This is a genomic window from Thermanaerothrix sp., from assembly GCF_056331585.1.
This window is the reverse complement of record NZ_JBWGPQ010000033.1, coordinates 1-24,226: the sequence shown is the minus strand read 5'-3', so window position 1 is coordinate 24,226 and position 24,226 is coordinate 1. Positions and strand designations below refer to the sequence as shown.

Genomic DNA, 24,226 nt, shown 5'->3' with positions numbered 1-24,226 from the left:
GCCGGGAGGTAACCATGAATATCGGAATTTTGGCCCTTCAAGGGGATTTCATTGAGCATCAACAGGTTCTGGAACGCCTGGGGGTAAGCACGCGCCAAGTGCGCCTGCCGGCCCACCTAGAAGGGCTGAACGGTTTGATTATCCCCGGTGGCGAATCCACTACCATTGGCAAACTGGCGACCGAATTCGGACTGATGGAGCCGCTGCGTACCTTTGCGCTCAGCCATGCCATATGGGGTACCTGCGCCGGGGCCATCTTTCTCTCCAAGGATGCACGCCGTCCTCAACCGCTGCTCGGCCTGATGGATATCGAGGTGCAACGCAATGCCTTCGGGCGGCAAGTTGAAAGTTTTGAGATTGATCTCGAGGTACCTGCCCTGCGCCGGGTCAGCGATGATGTGCGCCCCTTCCATGCCGTGTTTATTCGAGCCCCGTTAATTGAGCGCGTTGGGCCAGAGGTAGAAATCCTGGCCACCCTGCCAGATGGACGTATTGTCGCCGCCCGCCAAGGGCATTGGCTAGCCACCTCGTTCCATCCCGAACTGACGGATGACACGCGCTTTCACCGCTTGTTCCTGAACATGGTCGAAGAGGTTGCAGCGCTCCGCATAGACACGCCGCTGTCCCACTGAATAGGACAAAAATTACCTTAAAAAATTCCGTCAACGGTTGACAAAGCGCGCATCCTTTGCTATAAAAAGAACATGTTATCCCAGGTCGAAGCCAAGCGTCAACCAAAGCCACAACCCCCTTCCCACGGAAGGGCAGGTGCCGTTTGGCTAAAGCCATAACCAATGAGTTCAAACGTAGCGCAGCAAGCCCTTCCGTAGCCAAAGGAAGGGCTTTTATATTTTATAAATTGTCTGGAGGAGACAGAACATGAAAACGTTGCGCGTTAATGTTATGATCCTGGCCTTGGCTGCCATTTTATTGGCTGCCTGCACTCCCGCCGCCCCACCCTCCCCAACCCCAGCCCCATCTCCAACTTCTGCCCCGGCACAGTCTGAGCCTACCGCAACCACTGCCGCGGCTCAACCCGAGGGCTGTCTGGGTAGCGCCGATACGGCTCTGGTGGATCTAAACTGTCGCAAGATCACCATCGCGGTCGAAAATGCCTATCCCCCCTTCAACTACATTGCCACCGACACCGGCCAACCCGGCGGTTGGGACTATGACGTCTGGCGGGAGATTTGTACCTTGCTCCACTGTACCCCGGTCTTTGTTGAAGCCGCCTGGGATGGGCTGATTCAAGCCGTCTCGTTGGGACAGTATGACGTTGCTGCCGACGGCATCACCATCACTGAAGAACGCAAACAGATAGTAGATTTTTCGGAGGGTTATCTGCAAATCCAACAGCGTTTATTGGTACGCAAAGGCGAAAATCGTTTCGATAGCCTGGAATCCTTTGTTGCCAATGACAGTTTGATCCTGGGCACCCAAATTGCGACCACCAATTACGAGACCGCCGCCAAATATCTCCCCGAAACCCGCATCAAGGGCTTTGAACAGTTCCCCTTTGCCGTCCAGGCCTTGCTTTCAGGGGATGTAGACGCGGTGATCATGGATGAGGTGATTGGGTTGGGCTATGTGGGCGAAAATGCCGACCAACTCGAACTAATCGGTCCGCCCATCTCCAGCGACGAACTGGGGTTTGCTTTCCCTAAAGGCAGCGATCTGGTCGAACCGGTGAACAAAGCCATTGCCGCGCTCAAAGCCAGTGGCAAACTGGATGAGTACAACCTCAAATACTTTGGCCCCGATTTTAAACAACCTTAATGATGTCTTCACCCTGCCGCCTGCTGTGCCCACAGGCGGCAGGCCCTAATGGTGACGGAGGTTACCATGCTTAATCGCCTCTCCCTCAAATGGTTTGAAGCCATCTTCGGCGTATCGTGGCCCCGCCTGCGCGTGGGTGCGCGTCTCAAAGCCATTCCCTGGTGGTTGATTGCCATCGCGTTCATTGCCGTTTACACGGCCATGACGATCTACAGCCGCCCGACCTACCGCCAGGCATTTGACTTTATCAAAGTAGGGCTAAGCATCACTCTAACCACCACCCTCTTTGCATTTGCCATTGCTGTAGTCTTGGGTCTGATTACCGGTCTGGGGCGCCTTTCTAACAACGTGTTGCTCAAGAACGCCGCCACGCTCTACATTGAAATAGTGCGCGGCATCCCCATGTTGGTATTGATTTTCTATATTGCGCTGGTCGGCATGCCAGGAGTGGTCAGCGGGCTGAATCAGTTGGGACATTGGTTGATCGGTCTGGGGATAACCAGCCTGGGCAGCTCGTTAAGTGGGTTGGAAAACAACGCCGTCTCGATGGGCGTGCGTGCCATTGTCGCCCTTTCTATCACCTACGGTGCTTTCCTAGCCGAGGTCTTTCGCGCCGGCATCCAATCCATTCCCAAAGGGCAAATGGAAGCTGCGCGTTCGTTGGGGATGACCTACGGACAGGCGATGCGCTTCGTCATCCTTCCCCAGGCAATACGTAATATCCTGCCGGCGCTGGGCAACGACTTTATCTCCATGCTCAAAGATTCCTCCCTGGTTTCGGTGCTGGCCGTGCGCGATATTACCCAGGTAACACGCCTCTACGCCGCCCGTTCTTTCCAATACCAAGAAGCCTATACCACCTTGGCGGTCATGTACCTCACCATGACCATGGTGCTCTCATTCATCGTCAAGGGAATTGAAAAGCGTCTGCACCGCGTTTGAGCGTTTTTGCACAAATAGGATGATTTTGGTTGACTTTTGCTTGGGGTCTCTTTATAATGTGTTTAAGTCAATGGGACAGTGTCCCTCTCTTCGGGACGCCCGATGACGAGGAGGGTGATCCGTGTTACCGGAAAAAGTTCAACTCTTGGAGCGCATCGCTTGTATCCTGGATTGCTTTAACGCCGAATCGCGCCAAATGGGTGTGCGACAGGTCGCGCGTAAGATCAACCTCTCCGTCAGCACGACCGGCCGGCTCATGCAAGCAATGCGTGAGATGGGGCTACTGGTGCAGGACCCTACCACCTCCCTTTACGGCATTGGGCCGCGCGTCCTTTCTTGGGCCGATGCCTATCTGGCCAACCTAGATGTGCGCACCCTTGCTCTTCCTCACTTGCAAGCCCTACATCGCGAAACGATGGAAACCATTAGCCTCTACATCCTGGATGGGGATGCGCGCATCTGCGTCGAACGCCTGGAAAGCCCCCACAGCCTGCGCTTGGTAGCACCTCTGGGGCAACGCCTACCCCTCTACGCCGGGTCCGCCGGGAAGGTGCTGCTGGCTTTCTTGCCCCGTGCCGAGCAAGAAGCCCTGCTAGAACAGATGGATTTGCAACCTCTTACTCCCTATACCATTACCGACCGCGGTGTTCTTTTACGCGAACTGGAAACGATCCGCGCTCAGGGGTATGCTATCAGCCACGGGGAATGGATTGCCGAAGCCAACGGGGTTTCGGTGCCTATCTTTGACCGTAACCGTACTATCCATGCCGCCATTACTATTTCCGGCCCGGCCCAACGTCTGACCGATGAAAAAATTGCCACTTTTTTGCCTCAACTGCTGGCCGCCGCCCGTGAGATTTCATTGGAGATGGGTTGGCGTCCTCTGACCGCCATGACCTCCTTAACTGCCGAGGAAACATATGTACGTGCTTCTGAACGCTAACGTTTTTGCCCTGTCCTTGCTATCCCCCTATCCTTTTGCCCGGAGGAGTAACGTATGAGCCATCGCATGAAAGAACGCCTGGCCTATCATCTCAACGAGCAACGCCAGCGCATTGAATATCTCAAAAAGCATTACGGCCAGTTTAAGGTCAGTGAGGTTACTCTGGATCAAATCTTTAACGGGATCCGCGGCGTCACCTTGCTGATCACCGATACCTCATATGTGGATCCGCACCAGGGCATCCGCATCCGCGATTTCACCATCCCCGAACTACTGCGCGTCCTGCCTAAAGCCCCCGATTCGGCCTTCCCCCTCGCCGGTGGGCTGTATTACCTACTGATGACTGGCGAGGTGCCCGATGAGGCCGAGGCCTGGGAGGTTGAAGCTACCTGGAAGGAACGCATGACCGTGCCAGAGCATGTCTTTCGGGTGATTGATTCCATGCCCCGCGAAACCCACCCCATGACCCTGCTTTCACAGGCCGTCCTAGCGCTGCAAACCGAATCTATCTTCGCCAAACGCTACGAGGAAGGTATCTCCAAGCCGGCCTTCTGGGGCTATTACCTCGAGGATAGCCTAAACCTCACCGCCAAACTCCCCGTCCTGGCGGCCTACATATACAACCGTAAATACCGCCACGGGGCTTACATCCCTCCCCACCCCGATTTGGATTGGAGCGCCAACTTCGCCTACATGATCGAACGCAGCGACGATCCCATCTTTGTAGAACTGATGCGCCTCTACTTTGTGCTCCATTCCGATCACGAGGGCGGCAACGTTACTGCCTACTCTGCCAACGTGGTCTCATCCTCGCTGGCGGATATCTACTTCACCGCCTCTGCCGGGATCAACGGCCTGGCTGGACCACTACACGGGCTGGCCAACCAGGAATGCACCCGCTGGCTGTTAAAGGTGTTGCACCACTTTGGCGGGTTGCCCAGCGAAGAGCAACTGGAAGACTACGTGCGCGAACAACTGGATAAGGGCATGACCATCCCGGGCTACGGTCACGCCGTCCTGCGCACCGTGGATCCGCGCTTCACCGCGTTGGCCAACCTGGCCGAGACCTACTTCCCGCAGGATCAACTTTATCGCCTGGTCAAGCGCGTTTATGCTGTTGTTCCGCGCGTCCTTTCCTCACTGGGCAAGGTCAAGAACCCCTGGCCAAACGTGGATGCGATTAGCGGCGCTTTGCTCTATCACTTTGGCTTGCGCCAATTAGATTTCTACACCGTGCTCTTCGGCATCAGCCGTATGTTGGGCGTGACGGCACAAACGGTATGGTCACGTGGGCTATATAAGCCCCTCGAGCGCCCCAAGTCCATCACCAGTCAGATGTTGGAGGCCATGATTGCGCAAGCCGACGAAACCGCGCCCGCACCGCTGGCGTCAGCGCCGGTCGCTTGAACTTCAGACTAAGCCCCACCTGGTGTGTAGAGCGAGGGATCGGTTGGCGTCTGACCGGAGGGATCCCAGACATAAACCCAATCGCCCTCACGTGCCCATTCAAAGAGCCAATGGGCATCGCCGAGGGACATGTTGACACAACCGTGCGTCTGGGGAAAGCCGAACCAGGCGCGCCAGTAGGCCCCGTGCAGTGCCCGCGCCTGGTCAAAGTACATCGTCCAGGGCACGTCTTCCAGGTAGTAATAATCCGAGCGGTCGGCGGCAAAAGCGCCACTCATCGTCTCGGTCGGTTTCTTCTTGTAGATTTGGAACAGACCGGGACGGGTGTAAAAAGGCTCACCTCCGCTGGCAATCAGGGTAGCAAAAACCAGTTGTCCCCGATCATAGACCGCCAGCGTCTGATCATACAGGTTGACCTCGATCCAGCGGTCACCCTCCACACCGGGAGGTGGGGTCGGGTTGACGCGCACCTGACGAATAAAGGTACGTTCAATCCATTGATCCGGCCCAATCAGGTACCAATCCATATTACCCACTCGCTGTACAGTGTAGATCGGCACGACTTGATAGCGCCTGAGCACTAGGCCGGTTTTGGGGGCATCATACCTCGGCGCCGAGCGCACCTCGGCCGGACCGGCCAGATCTACAATCCAACCAAAGTCATGGTTTGGGGTAGCATGAAAGATCAACCCCTGGAAGGTGGAATAGGCAATCGGCGAAGCGCGCAACCATTCCCCGGAGCGCAGACGCACATAGGGCTTGCCGTTTACGCGTTGCACTTCCACAAAAGAGACGTAACGCAGCGGCCCGGGATCAATAAACCGCACCGGATTCTGCCCAGCCACGGCGTCATCCAGCGAGGCATACAGCGGGGCTGGCTCTTCCGCCGGCAGGTTAATGCGTGCGATCAGCACCGGGCTGTCGTTCAGCGCTGGATCGGGCGTGGAAGTGGGCAACGGGCGCGGGGGTAAGGTCAGCCCCAGACGCGCCCAGGCCGTCAAGCGCTGTGAAGGCCCCAGCGGCAGGCAATCGCCAGGATCGCTAAGATAAACCCCGGGCAAGCACAGCGGCAGCCCACTGTACGACTCGCGCCAGGGCGGGGCATCCGTTTGGGCTTGCACAGCACGACTCACCCCCAGTGCCAGCAACAGCCCCGCTCCTATTCCCACAACCAAAACCCAGGCTTTACGCATCCTCAGACACCTTTTTTAACCGGCATGGGTGGATTATACCTGTGTAGAAGATAGGGGGTCAAGACAAGAGTGGTAGCCACAATTTTTTAAGGACCACCAGCCCATAATCAAAATAACCCTTTCTCACTCAAAAAGTCACAGATAAGATTTTGTTCCCAGAGACCATACGGGTAAAAAGGTTACACTGCTATAATTTACATAGTCACTTGAATTGAGCCCAAATCTCAGGCATCATACTCATAATCCAGCAGGTTCCCCCATGCCCTCCTCCCTTCCCCTCCCAACCCTGATCGAAAATTACCTCGATGAACGCAACAGTGCCCTGATCTACCAAACCCTGGCCGAGCGTGAGAGCGATGAACGCTTGCGCGAGATCTTCCGCCGCATGGCCGAGACCGAAGTGCGCCACGCCGATACCTGGGCAGAGCGCATCCGCGCTGCCGGGGGTCAGGTGCCTGAATTTCACCCACCACTGCGCACGCGCATCCTGCTCTGGTTAGCACGGCGCTTTGGCCCCTCACTCGTCTTACCCTCACTGCAAGCCATGGAAAGCGGCGGCGCCAGTGATTACGCCCAGCAGGGTGCCCCAGCGGCAATGAGCCGCCAGGAACAGGGGCACGCCCTCGTCCTGGGGCAACTCGCCCGCCTCGCCCGCGGCGGTCTTTCAGGCAGTGCACTAGCGCAACTAGAGGGCCGCCACCGCGCCACCGGCGGCAACGCCCTGCGCGCTGCTGTCCTCGGTGCCAACGATGGCCTGGTCTCCAACCTCAGCCTGGTGATGGGGGTGGCTGGTGCCGCGCTGGATAACCGTACCGTGCTCATCACCGGGCTGGCCGGGCTACTCGCCGGCGCCATCTCCATGGCTCTGGGCGAGTGGCTCTCGGTGCAAAGTGCACGCGAACTCTATGGCCACCAGATCAAGATTGAAGCCGAAGAAATTGAACAAGCGCCGGAAGAAGAAGCGGAAGAACTGGCTCTTATCTACGAGGCGCGCGGGCTTGATCCCGCCCAAGCCAAAGCCCTGGCGGCGCAAATCCTGGCCGATCCGCAAAACGCGCTGGATACGCTGGCACGCGAGGAACTCGGCGTAGACCCCGAAGAACTGGGGGGCTCGGCCTGGGAAGCCGCATTAACATCGTTCATCCTCTTCGCCCTCGGGGCTATTTTCCCGGTACTGCCCTTTGCCTTTTTCAGTGGCTTCAGCGCCGTTATCGCCAGCATCCTTTTCAGCATCCTGGCACTCTTCGGCCTGGGCGCTGTGATCACCCTCTTCACCGGACGCAGCGTGCTCTACTCTGGCCTGCGCATGGTCGTCTTCGGTCTGCTGGCCGCCGCAGTCACCTTTGGTATTGGGCGGTTGATCGGGGTAGGCATTGCCGGCTAGCGGCGCGGCTTCAGCACCAGACGTATCGGCGTCCCGGTAAAGGGATATTCGCGCCGGATGCAGTTTTCAAGGTAGCGCAAGTAGGTAAAGTGCGCCAGTTTAGGATCATTAACGTAGATCAGAAAGGTCGGCGGATCAGTGCGCACCTGCGTGCCGTAGTAAATGCGCAGGCTTTTGCCCGTGCGTGAGGTCGGCGTATGCGCATCTTGCGCCGCCTGTAAAATGCGGTTGAGATGCGCTGTGGGTAAGCGTGCCAGGCGTTCTTCCTGTACTTTGAGCGCCAGCGGGAGCACCTGATCCACCCGCTGACCGGTCTTGGCCGAGATAAACAGGATGGGCACGTAATCCATGAAGTTCAATTCCTGGCGAATGCGCTGGGTGTACTCCTGCATCGTCTGGGAGTCTTTGGTCACTGCGTCCCACTTATTGACCAGCACCACCACGCTCTTGTTGGCGTCCAGAATGTAGCCGGCGATGTGGGCATCTTGCGCGGTGACCCCGGCGATGGCATCAATCATCAGTAAAGCCACATCAGAGCGTTCAATTGCGCGCAGGGTGCGCAGAACGCTGTACTTCTCCACCCCTGGTTCAATCCGTCCACGGCGGCGGATGCCGGCGGTATCAATCAGTACAATGGGAATCCCCTGATACTCGATAGGTGTGTCAATTGCATCGCGGGTTGTACCAGCAATTGGGCTGACGATCGCCCGTTCCTCACCCACCAGGCGGTTGAGCAAGCTGGATTTGCCCACATTAGGCCGTCCAACGATAGCAATCTTGACCGCTTCCTCTTCTTCGGTTTCTACTGCCGCCGGAAAGCGCGCCACCACCTCATCCAACAAATCGCCAATCCCCAGGCCGTGCAGTGCCGAGACCGGATACGGTTCACCCAACCCCAATTCATAGAATTGCGCTGCCTGCTGACGCAAACTCTCGTTATCGGCTTTATTCACCACCAACAATACCGGCGGCTGAGGCTGCCCTCCCACCATCCGCTGTTTGCGGCGAATCAGATTAGCCACCTCTTGATCCGCTGGGGTTACGCCGTCATTAGCATCCACCAGGAACAGCACCACGTCTGCGTCCTCAATGGCCATTTCAGCCTGTGCCCGGATTTGATCAATATAGTCCGCTGAACCTACAGAGAGCGGGCGCTCTCCCCCCACCCGTGGATCAATCCCGCCCGTATCCACGACTAGGAAGGGATGACCGGTCCACTCGGCTTCGGCGATCAGACGATCGCGCGTAGTGCCGGGGGTGCCATCCACAATCGCCAGGGGCTCACCCACCAGGCGGTTGAACAAGGTGCTCTTGCCCACATTGGGGCGACCAACCAACGCAACCAGGGGTTTGGACATATGACCTTCCTTGCATCAGGGTCTGCGGGTCGGGGTGGCGGCGGTGGAACGCGTGATCACCACCTCCACCGTCTCCGGCTGGATGGATTCTACCCGAAGATCGCTCAATAGAATCTCCACCACAGGTGTCACCTGGTGTGTCCCCGGCGGCAGGTCTTGCACATTGGCGACCACGCGAACGTCGCCTGGTTGTAACCGATCCAGCAGCGCCACCGGGCCACTGAGGATCACCGTCAGCGCCTCCGGAGAGACCGTGGCCGCATAACCTGGCGCCAGACCACTGACCTCAACCCGCAAATTGGGCAGGGTCACGCTACTCTCGATAGCCGCCACCCCCACCCGCACGAGCACCTGAGTCTGATCACCGACCACCGAAATCCCGGGCGGCAAGTTGAGAGGCACCAGCACGTCTAAGTCATCTTTGGCGTTCGTAATATCCACCGGGACAGTCTCAATATAGCCAGGCAGGTCGGTTACACTTTGGGGATCTTCTGAGAATACGGTAATCACGGGGGGGAAGACAGCGATGTTGGTCAAGCGATAACCGCTGGCAACCTGCCCTTGCAGCACCACCTTGACCACGACATTGCGGTAACCGAAGCGTTGACGAATAGAAACCGAGACCGTTACTCGATCCGGTACTAAGGTCAAACCGCTAACCGGGTTGCCATTGGCATCCAAGGCTTGCAAGGCCAGGGTACGCGTCAGGCTCTCACTGGCGCCGCCGATGTCCAACACGGCTTCGACCTCAGCCACCTTTTGAACCTGAGATTGCGGACCGCTCACGATCACCGTCGCGCGGTCCAACTGCGGTGGGTCGGCGCTATAACCGGCAGCCGGCGTGCCGTTCACCACCAGTTTGACCGGCATCTCACGGTTCTCCAACCGTTCCAAGTTAACGGTGACCGTCTTCGGGGTGTACGAAACCACGCGCACCGGGCGCAGGCCGATTTGAATCTGCACCGGTACAGCATAAGTGCCCGGCGCCAGCCCGGTTAAATCCACCACCGCGCGCACGGCATCGGGTTCGTTGATCAGGGAGTTCCACAGTGAACGCGGCGCACGCAAGCTCAGAGCCACACTGTTCAAGTTCTCAGGACTGAGAATCAGATTCGGATCTTTGCCCACCACTGTAATTGGAATAGGACGGGGGTATACCGCCTCCTCGTTGGGATCATTGGCCGTCACTGCCGAGACCCACACCGCCAGCGCCAGCAGAAAGGCGGTTATAAACGCCGGAACCATTCGCCAGGCACGCCGTAACCAACCCCAAATCATCCCTCAATCCTCCTTTTTAGGCCGCGTGGGAGTGGGCTGCCGCGCCGCGCGGATTAAATCCAGCAAACTGCGCGAGGTCTGCACCGGCGGCTGGTAGAAGGCCATCAGGATGTTTTCCAGTCGTTCTGCATCCAGACGGCGGATGATCCGCCCCCCATGGGCGACCGAAATCGCCCCGGTTTCCTCGGAGACCACTACCGCCACCGCATCGGTCGCTTCAGATGTCCCCAAAGCCGCGCGGTGGCGCAAGCCCATCTGCCGTTCTGGCGAATGGTTGAGAATGCCGCTGGATGAAAGAGGCATCACGCACGCTGCCGCTACAATGCGCTGGTCGGCAATGATCACCGCGCCATCATGTAACGGGGTATTGGGGTAAAAAATCTGCAACAGCAACTCGGCGGTCACCTCCGCATTGAGGGTGACACCCGTGCGGGCATATTCTTCCAGGCTATCCCCACGCTGAAAGACGATCAACGCCCCATGTTGCCGCGCCGAGAGCCGCGCGCAGGCGCTCACCACCGCACGGATGGTGCGCTGAACCGCTTCGGTCGTACTCGGTGCCCGCCACAGCCAGCCCTGCGCACTACCGGCACGCCCCAACCGCTCCAATCCACGCCGAATCTCCGGCGCAAAAATCACCGGGATCGCCAGCACGAGGGTGGGCAGGGCAGTGCGGATCAGCCAGGAAAATGCCGGCAAATCTATCAGGCTGGTTACCAGACTGAGCGACACAATAAGCAGGAGGATCCCTCGCAGCAATACCAACGCCTGGGTATCACGCAACAGCATCAGGATCCCGAAAAAAACCATGGTCACCAGGAACAGATCCAGCGCGCTCAACCAGTTAAAGCGCTGGAAGATAAAGAGCAATTCACCTAAGATATCCGGCACGGCAACCTTTTTCCTTGCTCATCGATCTCTATGAGACGCTAAATTGGACGTAAAATGCGTTCCTGACGTAACTTTTTAAACAACAACACCGTCCCCGGCGGCATTGATTCGCGGGCCGCTTCCTGCCAGGCCAGAGCCTCCAACCGCTCCGGCGTGGTGATCTTATATCCCAATTCACGCCAAATGAGTTCCTGCCGCGCCAGTTCCGGCGTCACAAACACCAGTGATACCTCGCACTGCAAATCCTTCGAGGCGCGCTCCATCTCTTGGATCAGTAAGGTAAGCGCTGATTTTAGGGGCAGGGTCGGTTCAAGCAAGATTTCGGTAGTGCGCGCCACCAGGTTCTCCACCTGCCATCCGATCACGCCCTGCAAGGTGGTGTTGTTTCGTAACAGTAAAAACGCCTTTTCACCAAAGGCGGCCATAATATCCTCTGCGGTGAGCGGGGGCGCCTTTGGACGCAACCGATTGATCAATGCCGCAATCTGAGCTGCGTCCCGCGGCCGTCCCCGCACCACCGTCAGTGCCAGCCGTTCACCGCTCATCACATCCGCTGCCGGTGCCGCGGCCTCAGCCACTGGCACCAGGCGCTGCCACGCCACCACCACCTGTTTCCAAGTCTCTTCAAAGGTACCGGCGTTGCGGATGATCACATCGGCCAGGGCCATTTTCTGCTCTTGGGGAGGCTGTGCCGCCATCCGCTGACGCGCCTCGGCTTCTGTCAGTCCGCGAGTACGCATGAGGCGGGCCAATTGCACCTCCGGCGGCGCATAGACCACCCACAAACTGTCACAAGCCCGATGCAGGTTCGCCTCGACTAACTTGATCGCTTCAATTACTGCGACGGGTTGGCTGGCACGACGCACCAGAAAATCAATCGCCTGCGCCACCAACGGATGAACAATGCGTTCCAAATCGGCCAACGCGACCAGATCATTGAAAACAATCTTTCCCAAGCGACGGCGATCAATTTCGCCATCTGGTCCCAGGATATAACGGCCAAAAAGATCCACCACCGGTTGGTAGCCCGGTGCCCCGCGGGCTATCGCACGATGTGCCAGTGCATCGGCATCAATCCCATAGGCACCCAAGTGCTCTAGCATCCGCCGTACGACGCTCTTCCCGGTTGCAATATTACCGGTCAACCCAATGACGTACTTACCCGGCCATTGACTCACGGCCTACTCTAGCCTCCCAGAACCAACGCGGTCGTTCTGCCTCAGTCGGACGGCCCGAAACCACGGCCCCCTTTTCCGACCACCTTCATGCCTGATTTTAGCCTTGCCTGGGCAGAATGTCAAAGATTAATGACAAAACTGTTAAGGAAAAATCATGAAGGTGGATACAATAGTTATGGAGGCGATTATGTCCGGTCAACCTCACAAGCCCATCCCCACCCACCCCCTAGCGCGCTTATTTCGCTCTTTTAATCGGGTTATGGTTCTGCTGTGGCGACTTGGGCTAGGGCCTTGGTTCAATTTCTGGCCAACGTTGAGCGGGCGCATCCTCATCCTGGTCCATAGCGGTCGTCGAAGTGGTAAACGCTATTACACCCCGCTCAACTACGCCCTGCGTAATGGTGAAATCTATTGCGTCGCCGGCTTTGGCCCGACCTGCGATTGGTACCGCAACCTCTTAGCCAACCCACAGGTAGAACTGTGGCTACCAGATGGCTGGTGGGTTGGCCTGGCCGAGGAGATTCTGGAACCCGAACTACGTTGGGAGGCGCTCAAAGCCGTCCTGGCATCCAGTGGCCCGGCGGCATCTCTCTTTGGGGTTAGTCCGCGCCTGGAAGAAAATCTTTTACGCCAACGCACGGCTTCCTACCGTGTCATCCGCCTGCGCCGAGTCGCTCCCCGCACCGGGGCTAATGGCCCGGGCGACCTGGCTTGGGTTTGGCCGCTGATCACGCTGTGGGTCTGGCTGCGCGCGCGCCGCGGCCGTCTTCGCCCGAAGCGCTGATTGTGGGCGTTGTGTCCGTTCCTAAGACCATCCGAACCTCAGCCAGTAGGTGAGGATAAAGCCCTGGGTTAGCCGCCAGCAGGTTGCATGGCACAACCAACGGATTCGGCTCGCCCGTCAGGCGAGTCACGACCACTCCCGCCTCCTCCGCAATCACCATGGCAGCGGCAATGTCCCAAGGGGCAACGCCCATCTCCCAGTACCCGTCCAGTCGGCCCGCCGCCACATAACATAAATCCAATGCCGCTGAACCCAAGCGGCGAACGCCCTGACTGCGGCGGGCAAAATGGGCATAGAGATCCAGGTTATCCGGCTCACGTCCGCTCATATCGTAGGGGAAGCCGGTAACCAGCAGACTGCGAATGAGTTCTGTGGCCTCCGAAGGATGGATAGGACGGCCGTTTAAAAATGCCCCCGCTCCGCGCATAGCATAAAAGCATTCATCACGGCTGGGGTCATACACCACCCCCACCTGAGGAATCCCCGCGTGTACAAACGCCACCGAGACGGCGAAAATCGGCAATCCATGGGCGTAATTAACCGTCCCATCCAGTGGGTCAATATACCAGCAGGTGTCATCTCCCTTGCCAAGGGTGCCGCTCTCTTCAGTGATGATGGTATGATCGGGAAAGGCCGCGCGAATGCGCTGAATCAGCAATGCCTCGGAGACCCGATCCATCTCGGTCACCGGATCGGTGAGGCCTTTATAGCGAATATCGTGAGCCCGTCCCAACCCCTGCATCAAAAGATGCCCGGCTTCGCGCGCCCAGGCGATGACTTCTTCCACGTTCGGAAGCCTTGACATGAGCCACCTCTAATTTTTGGGGATTAAGATGAATTGGCACCTGAGAAGCGCGCCTCTTCACCCAAAATGCGATAAAGTTGTTCCAATTCGCGTCGGATTTCTTCACGGTCTTCTAGCGTGCGCGCTTTCAAGAGTTCAAAGGCAGCACGCTGTTCTTCCGGCAAGGTTTGTAGCAGGCGTTCAATACGCGCAATTTGGGTCTGTTTGTGACGCAATTTGTATTCCAGACGCTCGCGGTAGCCGCGGTAGAAGTTCAGATCATCCAGAGGCGGTGGCGCGGCGGCCAGGTCCTGGGTTAATACCTCGGCTATAGTGAGCAAGAAATCCTCGGTATCAATAGGTTTTTCGATGAACCGCACCGCCCCCAGGCTCATGGCAAACGCCTTGTCCTCAGGAGTAACGTACGTGGCTGAGATAAAGATCACCGGAATGTGGGTCGTGCGCGGATCTTTGCGCAGGGCATGTACCAGCGCAAACCCATCCATTTTAGGCATCAGGATATCGGTCACAATCAACGCCGGATGCTCACGAGTCAAAAAACCCAATGCCTCCTGACCGTTGGATACCGTCACAACCGGATAGCCCTTGAAGTGCAGGGTGACTTCAAGCAGTTCCCGCACATTAGGGTTATCTTCAACGATCAGAATCGGGCCATAGGGGATGTTCATGTCTCTGATTTTAGCCGCCTTTAGCCCTTACGGCAAGAACTTCCTCTTGCACAAACCTTACAGTTTTGCAATGCATCGAAATGATTGGAGAAGTTCGGTAAAAATACGACAATGGACTTGTGCAATCCCACCCGCTTATGCGATAATAGCATCATCAGCATCCCAAAGACCAAAGCGCAAGGCCTGTTGTGCCTTTTGACTCACCCTTCCCACCCCACCCTTCCTCTGAAACCCCGCTCGAGATCACCCAGCACTGGGAATCGCGACGCCGTATTTTCTACCTGATCGCCAGCTTGGCCGGTCTGCCCTCCATTTTAGCCGTCTGGCTACAACATCGCGCGGATAGTCCTTTTATTGCCCTCGCCTATCCATTCTTGATCCTGGCCGGCATTTTTTGGAGTGCTGCTCTGCTCTGGAAGCGTATCCCCTTGGCCTGGATCGAGCGCTCTGTTCTCACAGCGGTAAGTCTGTTGTTCCTGGGCAAATTGATCTATCTGTGGTTCCTCGTACCCGATCCGGCTCACGTTTGGAACGAAGTGGAAGCGGTCTTCTGGGTTATTGCCATTTTGCTCATCATCAGCTATATTGCGCTCGATCGTCGTGCTGCACTAGGATTTAGTATCGCGTTATTGCTCCTCACCACCCTTTCGGGGGTCTGGCGATTCTGGCATGGCCCGGCCACCCTAGGCGTGGAATTCATCCGCCTTGAGGTGCGCCTGGTAGCCATTTCATTCCTGTTGTTTGTCCTTGCCCGCACCAAGGATGATTTTAGCCGTACGCTAGCGGCGGCTAATCAGATGCACCAGATAGCCCACACCGACAGCCTGACTCATCTGCCCAACCGGCGTGGGCTAACCCAGCGGTTGGAGGACTACCTAGCACGCCGACAGCCCTTTACCATTATCCTAGCCGACGTGGATCGCTTCAAGTTGATCAATGACACGTTCGGCCATGAAATCGGTGATATTATCCTGCGCGAGGTGGGGGAATGTCTGCAGCGTCAGATTCGGGCTGGGGATGTCCTCGGGCGTTGGGGGGGTGAGGAATTTCTAATCTTGGCAACCGAAGAGGAGGCTCAAAGCGCCCTCCATTTAGCCCAGCGGCTGCGTGAAGCGATCGAAACACATGACTTTAATCAGAACATTCCCGTAACAGCATCCTTTGGGGTTACCCTGAGCCGCGAGCACGATACCCTTGTAAGCGTGACCAAACGCGCTGACCTGGCGCTCTACCGCGCCAAAAACAATGGGCGCAATCGAGTGGAATGGGAAACCCCTTAGCCTTTGACGTAAGAGCGTTTTTCGCAGATGCGTCCCTCTTTAATGCGGTAGATATCCACGCCACGCACATGTCCTGGCTTGCCCTCTGCATCCACCCACGTGTAGCGCCAGCGCATCACACAGCGAAATCCCATACCAAAAATTTCCTCAATTTCCATGTGAGCCTGCGGTGACTGGCGAAAGAAGTCTTCCCAGAAGCGGGTAACCGCCTCTTTTCCGCAATACGTCGTACCATCGGGAGCGGGATGGGTGTTTTCAAACACCACATCCTCGCTCATCAATGCCATCATGGCGTTCACATCATGGCGGTTGAACGCCTCATTGAAAGCCAACACCAACCGTGTCGCTGCCTCTATTTTGTCCATTCGCATGGAAGATCCTCCCGCAAATTGATCCTGGGACAATCCACTCAAGAGTAATAAAAACTTCGCGGTGAGGGAGACTGGAAAGCAGCTTCATGACTATTATAGAACCATTTTAGAAGGCCTAGCGAAAGCATTTCTATAGCATTGCCCTCTTCACGGTGTACCACGCACTTGGGCTAGCAGACTCTCAGCCTCTGCCACACAGGCTTCCCAATCCGCCGAGGGCACGAGGAGCAAAACACCTTCACTTTCGAGATATTCGAGCCCTTTCAGGTAAAATACCAAGAACTGCACCTGTCCTGCCGCATCGGTGAATGTCCGGATTAGCGCTTGGCGTTCACCCAACCTCACTGTAGTCTCCGCAATCTGCCAATCCTCGGGCACACCACGACCGACGTCCTGAGCCAAAATGCACTCCGGCGACCCCTGCCATATCAAGTAATTGTGTGCTTCATCAAACTTCCAGCGTGCCGTGTCATAAACCACGCTCACCGAAGGTGCTACTTGCCACACCGCGGTTACTGCGGTAGGTGTTATTAAAAAGGTGTGTGGAGTAACTATCATCGAAGGAATTTCAGTTATCGTCGGTGATACCGTAGGTTGAAGGGTTGACATTACAGGGATACAACCGTTGACCAGCACCGATACGCCGATCAAGGATAATCCAAGCAACAATCGAGATATTGTCTACCTCCCAACAAAAAAATAATATAGAGTACAATAATCCACATGCTTACAGACGGATCAACAGACATTTTTGTTTCCACTGTAAACCAATTGCAATGTTAAAAACCTTGTCAATCTGGCACAAACGTCTTACAATTTAGGCTTGTCTTAGGGTTTTTGGGTGTGCTTTCTTTAAGGAGGTGAGCGTATGCCGGTCTATACCTATCGGTGCGATAACTGCGGCGTCCAATTCGAACGCAATCAACGTTTTTCAGATCCGCCCCTGGCGTGGTGTCCTGAGTGCGGGAAGAAATCCCTGCATAAGGTCTATGCACCGGTGGGCATCATCTTCAAGGGCTCGGGCTTCTACGCTACCGATCACCGTTCACCCTCCGGGGCGAGCCGCTCGTCCTCACATCACAGCGAGAGCAGGAGCACCGAAAGCACAACCGAAGGGAGCAAAACCATCAGTACCACCAACTCCGATTAATCGGCTTTTGTTCCAGGTTTTTGGGTTCAAGTGTTTCCATCAAACCCGGGCTAACCCGGGTTTTTCATTCCCTGACATAGGGCCCGATTTTAGGGTAAAATCATCAGTGGTTGGAGGATAAGACTCATGGCATCGAAATCGCGCTCGGGTAAACTCACCCGGAAAGAAGCCGAACAACGCCGACAGCGTATCCAGCAGTATATCTTTGCCGCCCTGGCGGTAATGATCATCCTGGCAATGATCATTACCGCCGTGGCGCAATTCTAAAACAGGCGCGCCAAGAAGCCGCCTTCCACTTCAGTCCAGGGGCGCTTTCATCATGTCATTCCTCAAACGCTGGCAATTCTGGCTCGGGCTGATCATCAGCCTGGTCTTCTTAACCCTGGCCCTGCGCAACCTGCATCTGCCCCTGGTTTGGGAGGCGATGAAAGACGCCCAATACGTGTGGATATTACCGGGCGTGGTAGTTTATTTCTTAGGAGTGTGGGTGCGCGCTTGGCGCTGGCACTATCTTTTGCGTCCGCTCAAGCCCATCCCCACCCGCGTTATGTTCCCCATCGTAGCCATCGGCTACATGGGGAATAATATTTATCCTGCCCGCGCCGGTGAAGTCTTGCGCGCCGCAGTGCTCAAACAACGCGAAGGGGTCCCCATCTCAGCCTCACTGGCCACCATCATTGTGGAACGCATCTATGACGGCGTGGTGATGCTGGCGTTTGTGTTCCTCAACCTGGGTGAACTGGCGCGCCTGACCCACGGCTCGGGCGTGGTGGGTAACCTGAGCATTCGCGATGTTGCACTCTGGGGCACGGCGATTTTCGTCGGGGCACTGCTCGCCTTTCTGTTAGCGGCGATGTTCCCACGCCCCGCAGAACGCCTGCTCACCTGGCTGGTACACCACCTGCTCCCCGCCCGCCTGCGCGAACGGGTGCTAGATTTGGCGCTGCGATTTCTCAGTGGCTTAGAAGCCCTGCGCTCTCCATTGGAAGCGTTGATGATCTTCATCACCACCGTGATTATCTGGTTACTGGAAACCGGCAAATACTGGTTTGTCATGCACGCTTTTTCCTTTGAGGTCTCGTTCTTTGCCTTGATGCTCATGAACGGCATTGTCAATCTGGCCACAACCCTGCCTTCCGCCCCGGGGTACGTGGGCACGTTTGATGCTCCCGGCATCGCGCTGCTGATCGCTTATGGCGTCCCAGGAGAGGTCGCCGCGGGTTATACTCTGGTGCTGCATGCGGCCCTGTGGCTTCCGATTACAGTGCTCGGTTTTTATTATTATCTGCGTCAACCCCTGCGTTGGGGTAAAGAGGTGGAACAAATGCGCCGTGAGGCGCCAACCACCTTGTGATCATCACACACAGCGAGGGAGAACTCATGAAAATTGCGATCATCGGAGCAGGCTTTGGTGGACTAGCCGCCGCTTACGATTTGCGTAAGGCAGGACATGACGTCACGATCTTCGAAGCGGCTGACTACGTCGGTGGGCTTTCGGCGGGATTCAAAGCCCCCCATTGGTCCTGGTCGGTGGAGCGTTTTTATCATCACTGGTTTCAAAGCGACCGCGACATGCTGGGCTTGATCCGTGAACTAGGCTGGCAGGACAAGGTGATCTTCCCACGCCCGAAAACCGTGGTCTTTTATAACGAGCGTTTCTACCCTCTGGATTCCCCGCTTGCAGCACTGCTCTTTCCCGGCTTCACCTTGCTGGATAAGGCCCGCTTTGGCCTCGTCACCGCTTACCTGCGCTACCTGGCCCCATGGCAGCCGCTGGAAAAGTACACCGCCGACGCCTGGCTGCGCAAGTATTATGGCGCGCGGCTCTACGGCATTCTTTATGAACCGCTTTTAGTGGGTAAGTTTGGCCCGCATTATGCCGAGGTTAACATGGCCTGGTTTTGGGCGCGTCTCAAAGCCCGCACCACCCGCCTCGGAACGTTCGAGGGGGGCTTTCAAGCCTTCGCCGATGCTTTCGCCGCGTATCTGCAACAACAGGGGGTAACCCTTCGTCTGAGCACCGCCGTCGAACAGATTCGCCCTTATGCCGACGGAGGGGTAAGGCTGACCTTGCCCGGAGGTGTACAGGAAGATTTTACTGCCTGCCTGGTCACCACCAGCCCCACCCTCTTAGCCCGCCTGGCGCCCGACTTACCGGGCAATTACTTAGACGGATTATTGCGCCTGAAGAGCATGGGCGCGGTAGCTTTGGTGTTGGCGTTGCGGCATCGCCTCTCGGAAGAAGGTTACTATTGGTTTAACCTACCTAAAAGCGCAGGTTTCCCCTTCTTAGCGTTGGTGGAACACACCAATTTTGTTTCCCCAGAGCACTTCGGCGGCGATCACATCGTCTATTGTGGCGATTACCTTGATCCGGATCATGAGTACTTTCGCCTGAGCCAGGAGGATCTGCTGGCGCGCTTCCTGCCGGCGCTTACCCGCTTCAACCCCCGGTTCTCAACGGATTGGGTGCGCGAAGCCTGGTTGTTCCGCACCCCTTATGCCCAACCCATCCCACTGATCAACCACAGCCGCAATATCCCCGCCATCCGCACCCCTTTGCGCGGCTTGTATTTTGCCAGTATGAGCCAGGTTTACCCCTGGGATCGGGGCACGAATTATGCGGTCCAAATTGCGCGTCAGGCTGCTCGGCTGATGCTAAACGATTTTGCCGCCTGACCTACCACCCTGCGAAAACACAAAGCGGGTTTCCCCTCGATAAGGGTTAACCCGCTTTTGAGTCGGACCCAGCAGTGACGACTTAGACGATCTCGACCACAGCGCCGGCAGCTTCGAGTTTGGCCTTGGCGTCCTGGGCAACCTCTTTGCTGACACCAGTGAGCACCTTGGCACCCGCGGTCTCGGCCATCTGCTTGGCTTCCACCAGACCCAGGTTGGTCAATTGGCGGATGACCTTGATCGTTTCGATCTTCTTGGGGCCGGCATCCTTGATCACCACATCGAACTCGGTCTTTTCCTCAACTGGTTCGGCGGCAGCAGCGGCACCCGCAGCCGGAACAGCCGCAACCGCGGCGACCGGCGCAGCGGCAGAAACGCCCCACTTCTCTTCCAATTTCTTGACCAGTTCCGCAGCTTCGAGGACGGTCAGTTGGCTCAGTTCTTCAACCAGTTTTTCGAGATCAGCCATGGTTAATCATCTCCTTTAGTTTCTAGTTGTTTTAAGATTGCGACACCCTAAAACGTCATCAGGTTGGTAGTAATCCATTTTGCCGGTTAGACCTCCGTGACCACGAACGAGAGGGCTTCCGGATATGACGACACGATTAAGCCGCTGCGGGTTGGGCTTCCTTTTCGGAGTAGGCCTTGACCACAGAGGCCAGCGCACGGGCCGGCTCGGCCAGAGTGCGCACCAAGCGCGCTGCCGGAGCCGAGATAACGCCCAGCAATTGCGCCCGCATGACTGGTAGCGGTGGTAGATCAGCCAGCGCTTTGACCTGCTCGGCGGTAATGCGCCGTGGGCCCAGGTATCCGCCTTTGAGAGCAAAGATTTCCGAGTTGCGCGTGGCTTCGTTCAACACCTTTGCCAACGCCGGCGCGTCGTGGAAGGCAAAGCCCACCAGCGACGAACCCTCAAACAGACCATCGGTGGGATAGCCCACTTCTTGGAGCGCCAGTTTGACCAGGGTGTTTTTTACCACGTGCAGTTCCCCGCCCGCCTCGCGCACCTTAGCCCGCAGGGCGTCAATCTCCTTCATGTTCATCTTGGTGAACGAAAGGACGACCATCGCCTGGCTGGCCTTGATCCACTCGACGTAGCGCGCCACCATTTGGGTCTTTTCTTTCTTTGTAAAGGCCAATGAATGTCACCTCCTTTCCACAAAAAAAATAAGGTCTTTGCCTGCAGGCGCCGGGCAAAGACCTCGAATCTACCGTAAAGGTAGTTTTCTCCTCTTGGTCTTCACCTCGGCGGGATATTAAGCCCCTACGGGGCACCTGCTTTCTACGGTGAAGTAAATTTTCACTTGTTAATCACAGATCACGACCCTAAATTCTCGCGTTCCTGTGCCTTAACCTCACTCCTTGACCACCATAGATTGTGCCTGAATTGGATCCACCCGGATGCCAGGTCCCATGGTTGTCGTCACGGTGACACGTTTGATGTAGGTCCCTTTGGCCGCAGCAGGCTTGGCTTTTTTAATGGCGTCCATTAACGCGGCCATGTTGGCGTAGAGTTTATCCACATCAAACGAGACCTTGCCAATCGGGACGTGAATGTTAGCGGTTTTATCCATGCGGAACTCCACGCGCCCCGCTTTAGCCTCACGAATGACACGCGGTAGGTCATCCGCTTGCACCACCGTGCCGGCCTTCGGGTTCGGCATCAAGCCACGCGGACCGAGCACGCGCCCCAGGCGTCCAACCTTGCTCATCATATCCGGGGTAGCAATGGCAACATCAAAGTCGGTCCAGCCGTTCTGGATCTTGGTGATCCACTCATCACTATCTGCCACATAATCAGCACCGGCCTGTTGGGCAATGGCCGCCGCCTCACCTTGGGCAAAGACCAGCACACGCACCGTCTTGCCCAGGCCATGGGGTAGCACCACCACATCGCGTACTTGCTGATCGGCCTGACGCGGATCCAGGCCCATGCGCAAGTGCACTTCTACCGTGCCATCAAAATTAGTAATAGAGGTTTCCTTCGCCAGTTTCAGCGCTTCTTCCGGCGAATAAGCGCGACCAGCATCTACTTTTGCTTTTGCTGCTAGGTATTTCTTTCCGTGCTTTGCCATAGTCTCTCCTCGTGGTTCTGACGGGCGAACGCCCTCCCACCTAAGATTAGTCAACGACAACAATGCCCATATTGCGGGCTGTGCCTTCGATTTGGCGCATGGCGTCCTCGAGATCCACGGCATTCATGTCTTTCATTTTGATCTCGGCGATCTCGCGGATCTGGGCACGGGTGACCTTGCCCACCTTCTGCCGATTAGGCGCTGGAGAGCCTTTCTCAATTCCGGCGGCTTTCTTTAACAACACCGAGGCTGGTGGTGATTTGAGCACAAAGGTGAATGACCCATCGGTGTAGATGCTAATTTCCGCCGGAACGATCTCACCCGCACGATTCTGCGTGCGCGCGTTGTATTCCTTGCAGAACGCCATGATGTTGATCCCATGCCCGGCCAGAGCAGGGCCAACCGGCGGGGCCGGATTCGCCTTTCCCGCCACCAATTGCAACCGTACGACTGCTTTAAGTTTCTTCGCCACTGTTTCCTACTCCTTTCGTGGTTTTAGCGGGTGTTTGAGGGATCACCCTCCCACTAAAAACGGGCTGGCGCCCGTTGTTTATGCTTTCTCCACTTGCAAAAAGTCCAACTCCACCGGCGTTTCTCGTCCAAAGAAGTTGACCATCACGCGCACCTTATTGCGCTCCTGGTCAATATCGGCTACCGTGCCACGGAAGTCATTGAATGGCCCATCAATGATGCGCACACGCTCACCAACCTTGAAAGTGACCTTGACCCGTGGCGCTTCTGCCTCCATGCGCTTAAGAATTTGCGCCACTTCTTCCGGACGCAAGGGCGTAGGCTGGTTACCCATACCCACAAAGCCGGTCACGCCGGGCGTATTGCGCACCACAAACCAGGACTCATCGTCCAGGATCATATTAACCAGAACATAACCCGGAAATACGTGGCGTTCCACCACGCGGCGCTTGCCATCCTTGACCTCGATTTCTTCTTGGGTGGGGACGATGACCTCAAAAATCTTGTCTTTCATCCCCATGGTTTCAATACGTTGCTCCAGGTTGTGGCGCACCTTGTTTTCGTACCCCGAGTAGCAATGGATGACATACCAGGCGCGCTCCTTGTTGGTCTGCTCCAGGGGCTCATATCCCTCCACCGTGGAAGCGCTACCGGTTTCCACTTTTGCCGCGGCGTCGGAAGCCACCGCAGGCGCACTTTCCTGCGCCTTACGTCGCGAAGTTTTTCGCTTCTTCTCGCTCGTTTCGCCTTCTGGCACCATCATCACCTACACTCTCACCCAACAATGCATCAACTCAGAATCAACCGAATTAACCACGAGAACAGGAAATCCAACAACCCAAAGGCCACGCTCATGGCGAACATGGTTACCAACACAATCTTGGTCAACCGCCAGGCTTCCTCAGGCGTCGGCCAGGTCACCTTGCGGAGTTCTCCCATTGTTTCGCGCCACCAACGCACAATAGCATTGGGTTGCTTGGGCTTTTCAGCGGAGCGCGCCTTCTCTGCGGCCTTAGGCTTTTCCGCCACTTTGGGCTTCTCAACCGGTTTCGGCTTTTCGACCGCCTTGGGCTTTTCCACCACCGCAGCCTGGGGTTTGGTATTAGGCTTGGATTTCACCGTTTGTTTCGCCACACCATACTCCTTGTTTTCAGGGCAGACGCCGTCCCTTTACCGACGGCGTCCCCTTCCTTGAGGCAGGCCAGGCAGGACTCGAACCCACAACCTCCTGTTTTGGAGACAGGCGCTCTGCCAAATTGAGCTACTGGCCTGCATTGCGTTACGTTATTATAACTCAAAAAACGAGTTATAACGCACCTGAATTCTACTTCGTCTCGCGGTGCAAGGTATGCTTGCGACAGCGGGGACAGTATTTCTTGATTTCTAGGCGCCCGGGATCATTGCGGCGGTTCTTCTCAGTCGTGTAATTGCGTTCCTTACAATCGGTGCACGCCAGCGTGATCACCAGGCGAATATCTTTCTTTTTAGATGCCATACCTTCTTACCTCGTTCAGCCCCTACGGGCAAATCACAAACGTTAATCCAGAATCTTGGTGATGACGCCGGCACCCACGGTCAAGCCACCTTCGCGGA

At 56.5% G+C, this 24,226-nt stretch carries 28 protein-coding genes, 1 tRNA gene and 1 other annotated feature; of the genes, 12 read left to right on the top strand and 17 right to left on the bottom strand.

Features of this window, described 5'->3' with window-relative positions:
• The first annotated feature begins 14 nt into the window (after positions 1-14).
• From pdxT to AC01YT_RS10860, 5 genes are all read left to right on the top strand, one after another.
• Positions 15-632 carry a pyridoxal 5'-phosphate synthase glutaminase subunit PdxT gene (gene pdxT / locus AC01YT_RS10880; protein WP_476675354.1) on the top strand — a complete coding sequence of 206 codons (618 nt, stop codon included), beginning with the start codon at positions 15-17 and terminating at the stop codon, positions 630-632.
• Positions 633-879: 247 nt separating this feature from the next.
• Complete coding sequence (locus AC01YT_RS10875; protein WP_476675352.1) at positions 880-1,776, top strand: substrate-binding periplasmic protein; 897 nt, start codon at positions 880-882, stop codon at positions 1,774-1,776.
• A gap of 48 nt (positions 1,777-1,824) precedes the next feature.
• A complete protein-coding gene (locus AC01YT_RS10870) occupies positions 1,825-2,718 on the top strand; it encodes an amino acid ABC transporter permease (RefSeq protein ID WP_476675350.1) in 894 nt (297 codons plus the stop codon).
• 121 nt (positions 2,719-2,839) lie between these two features.
• Entirely contained in the window at positions 2,840-3,661 is an 822-nt protein-coding gene (locus tag AC01YT_RS10865; RefSeq protein WP_476675348.1) for an IclR family transcriptional regulator, read from the top strand.
• 54 nt (positions 3,662-3,715) lie between these two features.
• Positions 3,716-5,068 (top strand): citrate (Si)-synthase, encoded by a 1,353-nt coding sequence (locus AC01YT_RS10860; protein WP_476675347.1) that lies wholly within the window; start codon positions 3,716-3,718, stop codon positions 5,066-5,068.
• Positions 5,069-5,076: 8 nt separating this feature from the next.
• On the opposite strand, the gene AC01YT_RS10855 is transcribed toward AC01YT_RS10860, so the two are convergent.
• Complete coding sequence (locus AC01YT_RS10855; protein WP_476675345.1) at positions 5,077-6,261, bottom strand: L,D-transpeptidase; 1,185 nt, start codon at positions 6,259-6,261, stop codon at positions 5,077-5,079.
• Between the two features lie 259 nt (positions 6,262-6,520).
• Between AC01YT_RS10855 and AC01YT_RS10850 the strand changes: the two genes are divergently transcribed.
• The gene (locus AC01YT_RS10850; RefSeq protein ID WP_476675343.1) at positions 6,521-7,645 is read left to right on the top strand and encodes a VIT1/CCC1 transporter family protein; all 1,125 of its coding nucleotides are present in this window, start codon (positions 6,521-6,523) and stop codon (positions 7,643-7,645) included.
• Here AC01YT_RS10850 and der read toward each other — a convergent pair.
• From der to coaE, 4 genes are read right to left on the bottom strand one after another with little or no spacing between them, the layout of a single operon-like run.
• Positions 7,642-9,003: a ribosome biogenesis GTPase Der gene (der, locus tag AC01YT_RS10845; RefSeq protein WP_476675341.1), complete on the bottom strand. Its 1,362-nt coding sequence runs from the start codon at positions 9,001-9,003 to the stop codon at positions 7,642-7,644. The genes AC01YT_RS10850 and der overlap by 4 nt on opposite strands.
• Positions 9,004-9,018: 15 nt before the next feature.
• Complete coding sequence (locus tag AC01YT_RS10840; RefSeq protein ID WP_476675339.1) at positions 9,019-10,281, bottom strand: CdaR family protein; 1,263 nt, start codon at positions 10,279-10,281, stop codon at positions 9,019-9,021.
• Between the two features lie 3 nt (positions 10,282-10,284).
• Complete coding sequence (cdaA, locus tag AC01YT_RS10835; RefSeq protein ID WP_476675337.1) at positions 10,285-11,172, bottom strand: diadenylate cyclase CdaA; 888 nt, start codon at positions 11,170-11,172, stop codon at positions 10,285-10,287.
• 38 nt (positions 11,173-11,210) lie between these two features.
• On the bottom strand, positions 11,211-12,350 hold the full coding sequence (gene coaE, locus AC01YT_RS10830; RefSeq protein WP_476675335.1) for a dephospho-CoA kinase: 1,140 nt from the start codon (positions 12,348-12,350) through the stop codon (positions 11,211-11,213).
• Positions 12,351-12,537: 187 nt separating this feature from the next.
• Between coaE and AC01YT_RS10825 the strand changes: the two genes are divergently transcribed.
• Positions 12,538-13,134: a nitroreductase family deazaflavin-dependent oxidoreductase gene (locus AC01YT_RS10825; protein ID WP_476675333.1), complete on the top strand. Its 597-nt coding sequence runs from the start codon at positions 12,538-12,540 to the stop codon at positions 13,132-13,134.
• Here AC01YT_RS10825 and AC01YT_RS10820 read toward each other — a convergent pair.
• Positions 13,079-13,939, bottom strand: coding sequence for an inositol monophosphatase family protein (locus tag AC01YT_RS10820; protein WP_476675331.1), 861 nt, complete (start codon positions 13,937-13,939; stop codon positions 13,079-13,081). The two genes, AC01YT_RS10825 and AC01YT_RS10820, sit on opposite strands and share 56 nt — an antisense overlap.
• Positions 13,940-13,962: 23 nt before the next feature.
• Positions 13,963-14,607, bottom strand: a complete 645-nt coding sequence (locus AC01YT_RS10815) for a response regulator (protein WP_476675329.1) — start codon at positions 14,605-14,607, stop codon at positions 13,963-13,965.
• Positions 14,608-14,795: 188 nt separating this feature from the next.
• Here AC01YT_RS10815 and AC01YT_RS10810 point away from each other — a divergent pair, with 188 nt between their 5' ends.
• Positions 14,796-15,887 carry a GGDEF domain-containing protein gene (locus AC01YT_RS10810; RefSeq protein WP_476675327.1) on the top strand — a complete coding sequence of 364 codons (1,092 nt, stop codon included), beginning with the start codon at positions 14,796-14,798 and terminating at the stop codon, positions 15,885-15,887.
• Here the strand turns inward: AC01YT_RS10810 and AC01YT_RS10805 are convergent.
• The gene (locus tag AC01YT_RS10805; protein WP_476675325.1) at positions 15,884-16,258 is read right to left on the bottom strand and encodes a nuclear transport factor 2 family protein; all 375 of its coding nucleotides are present in this window, start codon (positions 16,256-16,258) and stop codon (positions 15,884-15,886) included. The genes AC01YT_RS10810 and AC01YT_RS10805 overlap by 4 nt on opposite strands.
• A gap of 147 nt (positions 16,259-16,405) precedes the next feature.
• Positions 16,406-16,909 carry a hypothetical protein gene (locus AC01YT_RS10800; protein ID WP_476675323.1) on the bottom strand — a complete coding sequence of 168 codons (504 nt, stop codon included), beginning with the start codon at positions 16,907-16,909 and terminating at the stop codon, positions 16,406-16,408.
• Between the two features lie 217 nt (positions 16,910-17,126).
• Here AC01YT_RS10800 and AC01YT_RS10795 point away from each other — a divergent pair, with 217 nt between their 5' ends.
• From AC01YT_RS10795 to AC01YT_RS10780, 4 genes are all read left to right on the top strand, one after another.
• The gene (locus tag AC01YT_RS10795) at positions 17,127-17,408 is read left to right on the top strand and encodes an FmdB family zinc ribbon protein (RefSeq protein ID WP_476675321.1); all 282 of its coding nucleotides are present in this window, start codon (positions 17,127-17,129) and stop codon (positions 17,406-17,408) included.
• Between the two features lie 126 nt (positions 17,409-17,534).
• Positions 17,535-17,675, top strand: coding sequence for a hypothetical protein (locus AC01YT_RS10790; protein WP_476675319.1), 141 nt, complete (start codon positions 17,535-17,537; stop codon positions 17,673-17,675).
• A 52-nt stretch (positions 17,676-17,727) separates the two neighbouring features.
• Positions 17,728-18,762 (top strand): lysylphosphatidylglycerol synthase transmembrane domain-containing protein, encoded by a 1,035-nt coding sequence (locus AC01YT_RS10785; protein WP_476675317.1) that lies wholly within the window; start codon positions 17,728-17,730, stop codon positions 18,760-18,762.
• A gap of 26 nt (positions 18,763-18,788) precedes the next feature.
• Complete coding sequence (locus tag AC01YT_RS10780) at positions 18,789-20,087, top strand: NAD(P)/FAD-dependent oxidoreductase (RefSeq protein ID WP_476675315.1); 1,299 nt, start codon at positions 18,789-18,791, stop codon at positions 20,085-20,087.
• Positions 20,088-20,169: 82 nt separating this feature from the next.
• Here AC01YT_RS10780 and rplL read toward each other — a convergent pair whose 3' ends face one another.
• From rplL to rpmG, 8 genes are all read right to left on the bottom strand, one after another.
• Positions 20,170-20,556: a 50S ribosomal protein L7/L12 gene (gene rplL / locus AC01YT_RS10775; RefSeq protein ID WP_315625393.1), complete on the bottom strand. Its 387-nt coding sequence runs from the start codon at positions 20,554-20,556 to the stop codon at positions 20,170-20,172.
• A gap of 136 nt (positions 20,557-20,692) precedes the next feature.
• On the bottom strand, positions 20,693-21,226 hold the full coding sequence (gene rplJ, locus AC01YT_RS10770; RefSeq protein ID WP_476675312.1) for a 50S ribosomal protein L10: 534 nt from the start codon (positions 21,224-21,226) through the stop codon (positions 20,693-20,695).
• A 17-nt stretch (positions 21,227-21,243) separates the two neighbouring features.
• Positions 21,244-21,393: a sequence feature (ribosomal protein L10 leader region), on the bottom strand.
• Between the two features lie 49 nt (positions 21,394-21,442).
• Complete coding sequence (gene rplA / locus AC01YT_RS10765) at positions 21,443-22,162, bottom strand: 50S ribosomal protein L1 (protein WP_424913638.1); 720 nt, start codon at positions 22,160-22,162, stop codon at positions 21,443-21,445.
• A 46-nt stretch (positions 22,163-22,208) separates the two neighbouring features.
• Positions 22,209-22,634, bottom strand: coding sequence for a 50S ribosomal protein L11 (gene rplK, locus AC01YT_RS10760; protein WP_476675310.1), 426 nt, complete (start codon positions 22,632-22,634; stop codon positions 22,209-22,211).
• A 78-nt stretch (positions 22,635-22,712) separates the two neighbouring features.
• The gene (gene nusG, locus AC01YT_RS10755) at positions 22,713-23,396 is read right to left on the bottom strand and encodes a transcription termination/antitermination protein NusG (RefSeq protein WP_476675308.1); all 684 of its coding nucleotides are present in this window, start codon (positions 23,394-23,396) and stop codon (positions 22,713-22,715) included.
• Positions 23,397-23,422: 26 nt separating this feature from the next.
• Complete coding sequence (gene secE / locus AC01YT_RS10750) at positions 23,423-23,767, bottom strand: preprotein translocase subunit SecE (RefSeq protein WP_476675306.1); 345 nt, start codon at positions 23,765-23,767, stop codon at positions 23,423-23,425.
• A gap of 63 nt (positions 23,768-23,830) precedes the next feature.
• Positions 23,831-23,904, bottom strand: a tRNA-Trp gene (locus AC01YT_RS10745).
• A 53-nt stretch (positions 23,905-23,957) separates the two neighbouring features.
• Complete coding sequence (gene rpmG, locus AC01YT_RS10740; RefSeq protein ID WP_054520124.1) at positions 23,958-24,128, bottom strand: 50S ribosomal protein L33; 171 nt, start codon at positions 24,126-24,128, stop codon at positions 23,958-23,960.
• Positions 24,129-24,226 lie beyond the last annotated feature (98 nt).